This is a genomic window from Streptomyces ureilyticus (assembly GCF_011045025.1).
Classification (GTDB): domain Bacteria; phylum Actinomycetota; class Actinomycetes; order Streptomycetales; family Streptomycetaceae; genus Streptomyces; species Streptomyces ureilyticus.
In genome coordinates this window covers 1-10,652 of record NZ_JAAKZX010000270.1, presented here as the reverse complement: position 1 = coordinate 10,652, position 10,652 = coordinate 1, and the positions used below count along the sequence as shown (strand labels likewise).

General features: G+C 69.5%; 10 protein-coding genes and 1 pseudogene. 4 read left to right on the top strand and 7 right to left on the bottom strand.

From position 1 onward, the window contains the following. On the top strand, positions 1-236 hold a 236-nt coding region (locus G6048_RS48980), incomplete at its 5' end, for a hypothetical protein (RefSeq protein WP_206342839.1). On the opposite strand, the gene G6048_RS43070 is transcribed toward G6048_RS48980, so the two are convergent. After that, positions 198-752 carry a DUF2165 domain-containing protein gene (locus G6048_RS43070; protein ID WP_165345063.1) on the bottom strand — a complete coding sequence of 185 codons (555 nt, stop codon included), beginning with the start codon at positions 750-752 and terminating at the stop codon, positions 198-200. The two genes, G6048_RS48980 and G6048_RS43070, sit on opposite strands and share 39 nt — an antisense overlap. 296 nt (positions 753-1,048) lie before the next feature. Here G6048_RS43070 and G6048_RS43065 point away from each other — a divergent pair, with 296 nt between their 5' ends. Further along, a complete protein-coding gene (locus G6048_RS43065; protein ID WP_165345062.1) occupies positions 1,049-2,164 on the top strand; it encodes an ADP-ribosylglycohydrolase family protein in 1,116 nt (371 codons plus the stop codon). Positions 2,165-2,320: 156 nt separating this feature from the next. On the opposite strand, the gene G6048_RS52120 is transcribed toward G6048_RS43065, so the two are convergent. The 3 genes from G6048_RS52120 to G6048_RS43050 form a co-directional block, all read right to left on the bottom strand. Beyond that, on the bottom strand, positions 2,321-2,461 hold the full coding sequence (locus tag G6048_RS52120) for a hypothetical protein (protein ID WP_206342838.1): 141 nt from the start codon (positions 2,459-2,461) through the stop codon (positions 2,321-2,323). Between the two features lie 247 nt (positions 2,462-2,708). Next, on the bottom strand, positions 2,709-4,280 hold the full coding sequence (locus tag G6048_RS43055) for a sodium:solute symporter family protein (RefSeq protein WP_165345061.1): 1,572 nt from the start codon (positions 4,278-4,280) through the stop codon (positions 2,709-2,711). A gap of 156 nt (positions 4,281-4,436) precedes the next feature. Next, on the bottom strand, positions 4,437-5,222 hold the full coding sequence (locus G6048_RS43050; protein ID WP_165345060.1) for an SDR family oxidoreductase: 786 nt from the start codon (positions 5,220-5,222) through the stop codon (positions 4,437-4,439). Between the two features lie 82 nt (positions 5,223-5,304). On the opposite strand from G6048_RS43050, the gene G6048_RS43045 reads away from it, so the two are divergent. Further along, complete coding sequence (locus tag G6048_RS43045; protein ID WP_165345059.1) at positions 5,305-6,144, top strand: hypothetical protein; 840 nt, start codon at positions 5,305-5,307, stop codon at positions 6,142-6,144. 145 nt (positions 6,145-6,289) lie between these two features. Here the strand turns inward: G6048_RS43045 and G6048_RS43040 are convergent, their stop codons facing one another. The 3 genes from G6048_RS43040 to G6048_RS43030 all read right to left on the bottom strand — a co-directional run bounded on the left by G6048_RS43040 (position 6,290) and on the right by G6048_RS43030 (position 8,751). Then, positions 6,290-6,481, bottom strand: coding sequence for a DUF397 domain-containing protein (locus tag G6048_RS43040; protein ID WP_165345058.1), 192 nt, complete (start codon positions 6,479-6,481; stop codon positions 6,290-6,292). Positions 6,482-6,681: 200 nt separating this feature from the next. Further along, positions 6,682-7,554, bottom strand: coding sequence for a helix-turn-helix domain-containing protein (locus G6048_RS43035; protein ID WP_165345057.1), 873 nt, complete (start codon positions 7,552-7,554; stop codon positions 6,682-6,684). A 438-nt stretch (positions 7,555-7,992) separates the two neighbouring features. Next, the gene (locus tag G6048_RS43030; protein ID WP_165345056.1) at positions 7,993-8,751 is read right to left on the bottom strand and encodes a GOLPH3/VPS74 family protein; all 759 of its coding nucleotides are present in this window, start codon (positions 8,749-8,751) and stop codon (positions 7,993-7,995) included. A 558-nt stretch (positions 8,752-9,309) separates the two neighbouring features. On the opposite strand from G6048_RS43030, the pseudogene G6048_RS43025 reads away from it, so the two are divergent. Then, a pseudogene (locus tag G6048_RS43025) lies at positions 9,310-10,652 on the top strand (hypothetical protein); the annotation flags it as partial.

The window sequence follows — 10,652 nt, the reverse complement described above, 5'->3', positions numbered from 1 at the left end:
GTCCGGACCCGTCAGTCCAGGCCCAGTTCGTCCTTCGAGTACGCGAAGAGCTGCGCGCCATCGTCGCCCTGGTGCTGATCATCGTCATCGGCGCGGTCTCGGCACGCTGGGCCAAGCGCGCGGCGTCTTCCGCTCCGCTCTGGAGCGCGATGACGCCGCCTGGGTCCTGGCGATGGCCCTCGCCGCGGTCGTCGCGGTCACCGCGCTGCTGGTCTCGTACCGCGAAGTGGCGCTGAGCGCCGACGGCCTGCGGTCACAGGCCGCAGCCGCACCACCAGCAGCACCACCCCGCTCAGTACGAAGACCCGGAGAGCCGCGTCCAGGCCGTTCCAGTCCTCCGACTGCCACATGGAGAACCACTCGCCGCCGATGGCGATGAAGCCGGCGCCGAAGAGGAGCATCGTCATGAGCAGACCTGCCGTGCTCGCGCGGCGGGCCCGGGTCAGGTCCATGCGGCGCAGGCCCGCGCCGTACAGGGCTGTGGCGGTGATGAGGACGAGGGCCGCCAGGGTCTCCCAGGCGATGATGGCCACGTAGGCGATGTCCTGGAGCGTGCGGGACTCGATCGCGCGCCACATCAGGTCGTCGTCCTTGAAAGTGGTGTCCATGGCCAGGACATGGCGTACGAACTGCTGGTTCGTGCCGTAGTCGGTGATGTTGCCGAACGCGACCAGCGCCATATAGAGCGCGACCGTGCCGGTGAGCAGGGCCGCCGCGACGGGGAGTGCCCGTCCGCTTCCGGTATGCGTCATGAAAATCCCCCTGAAGTTCCCATGAATGCCTCAATGAATGCCCTCATGGGCATCCTCATGAATGTCCCTCTGCCCTGGGTCAAGTTCCTTGAGGGACAAGGGCGTTGGCCTCTCGGCTATTCCCCGTTTCCGCCGTCTCCTCACCTGAGTACGCGCACCTCGCACCGCCCCACGCACCCGCCCAGAATTCGCAAACCGTTCCGGCCCTCAACCGACTGTTCCCGTTCGATTACAGTGCTGAGCTGTCAGCCGTACGGGACAGTAGCCGTGCGGAACGGAATCTTCAGGAGGCCTCGGTGGGTGCGACGTCCGGTGCCGTCTGGGGGCGTGCCGAGCAGCAGGACTTCCGCAGCCGGGTGCGGGGCACGCTGCTGGGCGCGGCCCTCGGTGACGCGCTGGGCTCGCCGGTCGGGGCCCTCTCGATGGACGAGATCCGCGCGGAGTACGGCCCGGAGGGTGTCCTCGACCTGCCCTTCGGCCACGGCAGCCGCGGCGCCGTCTCGCATCTGACCCAGCTCACCCTCTTCAGCCTCGACGGGCTCATCCGCGCGCAGGTCCGCCGGGACACCGGCGCCTGGCACCCGCCGACCGATCTGCACCGCGCGTACCTCAGATGGGCGGCCACGCAGCACGACTGGGGTCCCGACGAGCGCCGCAAGGAGGACGGCTGGCTGGCCCGCGAGGAATGGCTGTACGCCCGCCGCGACCCCGCCCGCGCCTGCCTGATCGGCCTCGCCGACGACATGATGGGCACTCTGGACGCTCCCAAGAACCTGGAGGAGATGGGCGCCGAGGCCGCCGCCCGTTCGGCGCCGTTCGGGCTGCTCGTCGGCTGGGAGCCGCAGCTGGTGATGCAGCTCGCGGTGGAGTGCGCGGCCCAGACCCACGGCCACCCCGTCGCCTACCTGTCGGCAGGCGCGTACGCCCTGATCGTGCACGGACTGGCCCGCGGCGAGAGCCTCGACGCCGCCGTACAGCGCTCGCTCCAGCTGCTGGCCGACTGGCCGGGGCAGCAGCCGGTGACCGACGCCCTGCAGTACGCGCTGGGTGCCGTACGACAGGGCATGCCCACGCCGGCCCGGATCGAGGAGCTGGCCGGGGCCGGTACGGCGGAGGGGCTGCTGTCGGTCGCCGTGTACTGCGCGCTGGTCGGCGAGGACACCCGGCACGGGCTGTGCCTCTCGGTGAACCACGGCGGCCCCTCGGGCGCCGCCGGAGCCCTCACCGGCGCCCTGCTCGGCGCCCTGCACGGCGAGACGGCCCTCCCGCCGGCCTGGCTCGCCGAACTGGAGGGCCGCCCCACGATGCTCGTCCTCGCCGACGACTTCGCGATGGAGATGACGCAGGGGCCCGCGCTGCACGGACCGGCCGGGTCGTCGCCGGGCTGGCTGGCCCGGTATCCGAGGGCCTGAGGCCGTCAGGTTCATGGCGCTGATGCGACGCGCGTGTGACTGACCCCGACGTGCGTCTGACCGAGACCGACGCTCGTGATCGACACCAACGCGCATGTGATCGACACCACAGAGACGCGGCGCGGCGAGCGGACAGGGCTGGTTGTGGAACTTTCCTTACGTGCCCGGATACGGGCCGGTGACCCGGATGCCTTCGCCGAGCTGTTCGGCGCGCACGCCCGGGCCGTGTACAGCCATGCCGCCCGGCTGACTGGAGACCGGGGCGCCGCGGAGGCACAGCCAGGCGCTGGAGAACATCGGCGACATGCTCGACGAAGCGACGCTCCTCCCCGAGGAAGGAGCGCGACGAGCGCCACGTGTGGGTCTTCGGCAAGAAAACCCTCGACTACCTGGGCTCGGAGAAGAGCGCACTGCTCAACGCCGGAGTCGTCGACAAGATCGGTGATGAGCCGAGGAGTTGACGTCCAGTCAGCAGGTGAGGGTGGCCGCTCATAGGGGAGGGAGCGGCCACCCTCACTGCCGTACGCATACGCCGATACGCCCCTCAGTCCTTGACCGGCGCCTCCACCACGTCATCCGCCGCACCCGCCGGCGTTGGGATCGCCGCAGCCGCCGAGCCCGAGCCGTCGTCATCGTTGTTGATCTTCGCGATGATCTCGTCGCGCTCCGGGGTGTCCTCCGGCTTCACGTACCCGATGAGGATGTAGAGGACGAGCGAGACGGCGAGCGGAATCGACACCTGGTACTGGAGCGGGACGCCGCCGTCGAGGTTCCAGTGGATGGGGTAGTTGACCAGCCAGAAGGTGACGAGGCCGATGCCCCAGCTGATCAGCGCGGCCGTCGGGCCGCTCTTGCGGAACCATGGCAGCAGGCCCAGCATCAGCGGGATCGCGATCGGGCCCATGAGCCCCGCGACCCACTTGATGACGACCGTGATGATGTCGCCGAAGAAGTCGGAGTTGACTTGCGTCGCGATCGCCATCGACAGACCGAGGAACAGCAGCGTGGCCCAGCGCGCGGCCAGCAGCCCGGTCCGGGTGTCCCACTGGCGCACCTTGCGCGAGACGGCGGGCATGATGTCGCGCGTGACGACGGCGGCGATCGCGTTGGCGTCCGACGAGCACATCGCCATCGTGTGCGAGAAGAAGCCGACGATGACCAGGCCCAACAGCCCGTGCGGCAGTAGCTGTTCAGCCATCAGCGCGTACGAGTCGGCCGGCACGTCCGTCTGGATGATGAGCGGCGCGACCCACATGGGGAAGAACAGCACCAGCGGCCAGATGAGCCAGAGCAGGGCGGACAGGTAGGCCGAGCGCGTCGCGGACTTCGCGGAGTCCGTGGCCATGTAGCGCTGGGCCTGGTTCCACATGCCGCCGTTGTACTCGAAGGTCTTGATGAAGAGGTACGCGATCAGGAAGACCATCATGTACGGGCCGGCCAGCGGCTCGGTGTGCCCGTCGAGCGCCGGCTCGTCCCAGACGTTCCACAGCGTGCTGAAGCCGCCCAGCTCGGCCATGACGGCGATCAGCATCGCGATACCGGCGACGAACTGGATGATGAACTGCCCGAGTTCGGTCAGCGCGTCCGCCCACAGACCGCCGACCGTGCAGTAAACGGCCGTCACCGCACCGGTGATGAGGATGCCCATGTTCAGCGAGACCCCGGTGAACACCGACAACAGGGTCGCGATCGCCGCCCACTTGGCTCCCACGTCCACGATCTTCAGCAGGACGCCGGACCAGGCGAGGGCCTGCTGCGTGGGCAGGTTGTAACGGTTCTTCAGATACTCCAGCGGGGAGGACACGTGCAGTCGTGAGCGCACGCGGTTGAGCCGGGGCGCGAAGAGGCGGGCGCCGATCGCGATGCCGATGGCGATGGGGAAGGACCAGGTGACGTACGAAGTGACGCCGAACGTATAGGCGATGGCCGCGTAGCCCGTGAACATCACCGCGCTGTAGCCGGACATGTGGTGCGAGATGCCGGACAGCCACCACGGCATCTTGCCGCCGGCGGTGAAGAAGTCGCTGACGTTGTCGACGCGCTTGTGGGACCAGACGCCGATCGCGACCATCACACCGAAGTAGCCGATCAGTACGGTCCAGTCGAGACCGTTCATATGCCCCCCTCTTAGGGTCCCGTTCAGGGTCGTGAAGCGCCCGCTCATCGTCAGTTCACTGACATGGCGGCGACAACGCCCCGTATCGTCAAGAGGGGGTAAAATAGTTCTGCTTACTGACCTCGGTTCACGTCCCTGAACGTATCCGAGAGGGAGCTAGCGCATCAACTCCCCAGCGTTGACCAGCAACGACTGCCCCGTGATCGCCCGCGCCCGGTCCGAGGCCAGGAACACCGCGGCATCGGCCACGTCCGAGTCCGTGGCCAGCTCCGGGAGCGCCATACGAGACGTCAGCCGCTCCAGCACCTCGGCCTCCGGCACGCCCTCGGTATGCGCCGAGAACTGGACGTACGTCTCGACCGGCGGCCCCCACATCCACCCCGGCAGCACGGTGTTCACCCGGATCCGGTGCGGCCCCAACTCCCTTGCCAGGGAGTACATCGCGCTCGTCAACGCGCCCTTCGAGGCCGCGTACGCCATCTGCCGCACCTGCGTGGGAGCGGCGACGGCCGACTGCGTACCGATGAAGACCACGGATCCGCCTCGCTCCTTCAGCGCGGGCATGCAGGCGCGCGTCATCCGCAGCGTGCCGAGCAGGTTCACATCGATGACGGACTGCCAGGTGGCGAAGTCCGCGTCCTTGAGGCCGCCGAAGTAGCTGTCCAAGGCGGCGACATGGACCACGGCGTCGAGCCGCCCGAACCGCTCGGCCGCGAGCGCGGCCAGCGCCTCGCACTGCTCCTCGTCGGTGATGTCCGCCGGGCGATAGGCGGTGTGCGCGCCACCGGGGTCGATCTCCGCCGCCGACTTGGCGAGATTCCCCTCCGTGCGCGCCCCGAGTACGGCGTTCCCCCCGTCCCGTACGACCGCCGCCGCGACCTGGTGCCCAAGGCCGGCCCCGACTCCCGAGACGATCACGGTCCTGCCGGCGAGCAGTGACATGCCGAGGCCTCCCTGACTCTGGCGGATTGTCTGACGGGGCGTCAGAGTATGGGCGTCCGCCGGAGGAAGGAAGGGGAACGGCATGAGTGAGGAGACCCGCAGCGAGGTGTACGCCGAGCTGGCCGCCGTGGGCCCGTACGGCGTCCACCCGGGCCACGCCCTGATCACCATGGTCGAGCCGCATCCGGGCCACGAGTACGCGTACAACCGCTGGTACGAGGACGATCACTACTACGCCGGCGCGATGGCGATGCCCTGGATGTACGCGGGCCGCCGCTGGGTCGCCACCCGCGACCTCCAACTCCTGCGCTACCCCGAGAAGTCGGCGGTCGCCCAGCCCGTCACCGCCGGCTGCTACATCTCCACGTACTGGGTCACGGACGGCCGCTACGACGACCACATGAAGTGGACCGTCGGCATCAACAAGCGGCTCAATCGCGACGGCCGCGTCTACCAGGACCGTACGCATGTCTTCACGGCGTTCCAGGACCACGAGGCGACGGTGTACCGGGACGGGGCGGCGGGCCCGCGCGACTTCCACGCGCTGGACCATCCGTATGCGGGGCTGGTGGTCGAGGTCATCGATGCGGAGGGGGCGGAGCAGCGGGCCGAGTTGCTGGAGTGGCTGCGCTCGCGGCACCTCCCGAAACGCCTCTCCGGGTCGCCCTCCGCGATGGTCACGATCTTTCGGCCGACTCCGCTGCCCAGCGACCGGATGTCGTATGTGAAGCAGGTCGAAGGGGTCGATACGCGGCTGACGTTGCTGTGGTTCCTGGAGGCGGATCCGAGGGAGTGCTGGGAGGAGTACTTCACGGGGCTGGAGGAGCCGGTGGCGGAGGCGGGGCTGTGGAGGGTGGAATTGGTGGCTCCGTTCATTCCCACGGTGCCGGGGACGGATCGGTACGTGGATCGCTTGCGCTGAACTGCCGGGCGGGCGCGCACAGTTCAAAAAGCAGCCCTCTCGGCTGGTGACGGCGTCCAGTCGAGAGGGCTCTTGTTGGTGCTGTGGATCTTGTGGAGTTGGCTCGGCCAGTGGGCGGTCGAGGGTCCTCAGGGGCCCTCGGGCCTCACTGCTTGACCGATGTCACGAAGACACTCCATGCCTCGGCCGGGAAGGCCAGGCTCGGGCCCTCGGGGGCCTTGGAGTCGCGAACGGCGAGGGCCGAGGTGGTGGGTGACTTGACCTCGACGCACGCGCTGTTGGGGGAGGAGTACGAGGACTTCGTCCAGGTCTTCGTGGCGCCTTGCAGAATTGCCATGTTCGCTCCGATGGTGAATCGCTGGCCGAGGTCACCGGGCCATGGGGGCCACAGCGCAGTTCGCGCCAGCTTTGTTGATCGAGTGGCGTGATCGACGCTACTCGCCAACTTCCTCATACGGAGGAGCCGTTCACTCGTCTGGGTGGCATATTCCATCCGAACCTTCTGCTGGGGTGCGCTTTGGTATACCCTGCGCCCCTTCAGCTCACGCCGCCGCCGCGGGCATAGTCCTTCGCGATATCGGCGATGATCTGCCGCGACCGCTCGGGGTTGAGCGCCTGGGCCCGCAGATGCTCGTACATGAGGCTGTACTTCTGCACGTCCGGTGCCTTCTCCAGATACAGGTCGCTGGTGACGCCCTCGATGTACACCACGCTCGAATCGGCCGCGTCGGCGAACTCCAGGATCGCGTACTGCCCGGCCAGAGCGGAGTGCGCGCCGACGTCGAACGGCAGTATCTGCACAGTGATATGGGGGAGTTGGGCCATCTCGTTGAGGTGCTCCAACTGCTCGCGCATCACGTTGTTGTCGCCGACCACGCGGCGCAGCGAGGCCTCGTCCAGCACCACCCAGAGGCGCAGCGGGTCCTTCTCGGCGTTGATGCGCTCCTGCCGACGCAGCCGGACCTGGACGCGCTTCTCGATCTCGGCGTCCGAGGACTCGGGGGATCCGCCGCGGATGCTGGCCTCGGCGTACGTGGGGGTCTGGAGCAGTCCGGTGACGATCTGGGGCTCGTAGACCCGCAGGGATTCGGCATCGGTCTCCAGGCCGATGTAGACGCTGTACGGAATGTCCCCGAACGCGTGCCACCAGCCCTGCTGGCGCGAGGCCTTGGCCATCTCCATCAGGCCCTCGACCATCCGCTGGTCCTCGACCTCGTACACCCCGCAGAGGTCTCTGACGTCGCGCGGGCTGATGCTGCGCCGGCCGTTCTCCAGGCGGCTGATCTTCGACTGGGAGACCAGCAGGCGCTCGGCGACCTCCTCGGCGGTCATGCCCTTGAGCTCGCGGAGCCGGCGCAGCTCCTGGCCCAGCCGGCGTCGCCTGACGGTGGGATTGACATTGGACGCCACGGGACGTGCACCTCCGGCTGCGTGCGGCCTGTACTTTGCGTGTCTGCTGTTGAGCAGATTGCCACCAAGGCGCTTGCCGCGCTGGGAAACGGCGGATATGCGTGCGCTCCGCTGAAGAAGGGACCTGCGGGTCCGCTGTGGTTGGGGCTCCCCCACCCTCGGCTTCGCCCGAGCGGGGGGCACCCCCATGAACGGGGGCCCCATCGCGGCGGAGCCGCAAATGTCACAGCCCCGCGCCCCTCAGAAGCCCGCGGCCTCCTTCGGGGCGCGCGCAGATTGATGCGGCCCCATGCCCTTTACGGGGCGCGGGTCGGGCCCCGCGGCGGAGCCGCAACGGAAGCGCGGCTCAGCGGCTCCCGAACCGGGTCTGGGGACTGCGGTGCGGCGCTGACGGTGGGTGGTGCTGTGCTGTTGTCGTTGTTGCCGTGCCGTGGCGGTTCAGTGGGCCACAGCGCGCGCCATCGGTCCTCGGCGCGGTTGCATCGAAACGCCCCGTGCGGGTTCCGGTGCGGGCCTGGCTCCGGCGGCGGCCTGGCGGCCGGGCGACGGGGCCGGGCTGCGGCGTGGCTGTGCGGCCACACCGTTCTGGACGTCCATCACGGCGTGCGCCACGAGTCCGCCCATGGGGTCGTGCCTGATCAGATCCCGGAGGCGGGAGCGCGAGGAGCGCCCTTCGTTCCCCGGGTAGAGGTGCTTGCCCAAGCCGACGGCGTGCGCCAGCGCGGCCAGTGCGGCGGTCCGCGGGTCCGGCGGTACGCCGGTGCGGATCGCATTGTCCAGCCGGGCCTTGATCTCCCGGCTGATCTCCGTGTCCGTCGCTTGGTAGCGAGTCGTCGGAAGCACCCCGCACATCTGTCCCGCGACGGCATGGACCATGCCGCAGCGCTCCAGATGCGAGAGATATGTCTGGCGCAGCCCCAGTCGGGGCCCGCCGATCCAGTGAACGGCACGCACGGGAGCGCCACGCCTTCGCAGCAACTCCAACGCGCAGTCCAAAGTCGGATCTCCGGTCGGCCGTGGTGCTACCACGGCGATACGATCCCCGTCTGGGGCTATCCGTCCGGCCAGCGCCAGCTCCACTAGCTGTGCTCCGGCCAGACCAAGGTCGAGCGACTGCGGCTGTGCGGTGGTACCCGTGGTCGGGTCCAGCGCCAGCAGCAGAAGCTCCTCCGGAATCGTTCTGCGGCTCCTGCCCATCCATGCCTCCCCGCGTGGATGAATGACAGGGTGACCCCTCTCACATCGGTCTGTCGAGGGTGCGTGACCGGAATGTAGTGGAACCAGTAGGTATGTCGTTCTCGTCTACCGCAGGGGTTAAGCCCGCACACAGGACACTGGTACATGGTTCGGACATCGATTCCGGGCGTCTGTTGGCGGCCCTTCAACGGTTCATGGTTCGGTTGGGCGCACGGTGAGTGGCGCATGGAGGAGGCATCGGTGACGGGCGAGTCCCCCGACAGGTCGAAGCAGCACGAGTCGTCGGCAGAACCGACGTCGGGGAGTACGGCTCCGGTTCCCGGTCCTGCCTCCTCGGGTGGGGGTGGCTCCGATCCGCGTCCCGCGCCGGGCGCGGATCCGCGCCTCGCGGTGGCCCGCGAGGCGGTTCCCGCTTCGCGCGGCAGCGGGAGGGTGGACACGGCTACGGCGGTGTTCTCCACGAGCGGGCTTGCGGACGTGTCGGCTCCGGGTGCCTCGGGTACGGACGCTTCAGGGTCGGTTGCGTCGGACACGTCGGACACGGCAGGGGCGGAGGGCTTGACTGCTGAGGGTTCCCCCGGGCGGGAGGACACTGCGGCTGCGTCGGAAGCGGAAGCGGAGGGCGCCGCGGAGTCCGGTGCGAACGGCTCCCAGTCGTCTCCGTCGTCGCCGCCGTCCCAGTCCGGTGACACCCGGCTGCGGGACGCTGTGGCGGCTTGGGTCGCGGGGGCGGACGCCGGGGACGAGGGCTCGGGTTCGAGTTCGGGCTCGGATGACCGTGAGTCGCGGACCGGGGCGGAGAGTGACGTCGAGGGCGACGGGAACGTGGCGCCTTCGGCCGATGACGCCGACGACGGTACGGCTCCGGAGGCGGAGGCCGGCGCCGAGGAGGCTCGTACGGACTCCGAGGAGCGTGCGGAATCCGAGGCAGGTTCGGATTCGGACGCCGGGGAGGGTTCGGACTCCGAGTCGGAGGACGCCGTCGAGGTGGAGGACGCCGCCTCCGGCACCGTGGAAACGAAGGACGACCTGTCTGCGGGCAACGCCGAGCCGGTGGGCGGTGGTGACTCGAAGGCGGGCGCCGAGCCCTCGGGCACCGCGGGCCAGGAGGCTGACGCGGAGTCCTCGGGCGCGGACGTGTCCGGTGACGCGCAGGGTGACCGCACTGCGGGCGGCTCCGAGGCCCGGCGGGCAGAGGACACCGAGTCGACGGGTGAGGGTGCTCCGGCGGGTGGCCGTGGCTCCGGCGCGGGTGAATCCGAGGCGGACGCCGTCGCCTCCGGCGATGCTGCCGCGGCGGGTGCCTCGGGTGCTGACGACGAAGCCCTCTCAGCCGCCGCCCAGGACGCTGACGCGGAGTCTGCCTCTGGTGCCGCCAAGGGCGGCAGCTCTGCGGGCGGAGCCGACGTGCGGCGGGATGCCGCGTCATCGGCGTCATCGGCCGAAGGCCGTAGCGCGGACGCGGACGAGCCAGAGGAGGCCGCCTCCGGCGATGGCGGCGAAGCCGCCTCGGCCGTCGCCGCCCGCGACGCTGACGCGGAGGACGACAGCCCCGTAGGCGGCTCCGATGACGAACACGTGGAAGACGCGGAGCCCTCGGCCGAAGGCAACCAGGCCGGTGGCCGTAGTACCGACGCGGATGAGCCGAAGGCGGGTGCTACCGCCGACGCCTCCGGCGACGAAGCCACTCCCGTCCCGGGCGCCGGCGCGGAGTCCGACTCTGGGCCTGCGCAGGGCGGCGACGGAGTCGAGCCGGAGGCGGACGCCGCCCCCGCCGACCAAACCACTCCGGCCCCCCGCACCGGCGCGAAGTCCGACTCCGGGCCCGCGCAGGGCGCCGACGCGGCCGAGTCGGAGGCGGACGCTGCCCATCGTCAATGCGGTACGCCATTGCCGACCGG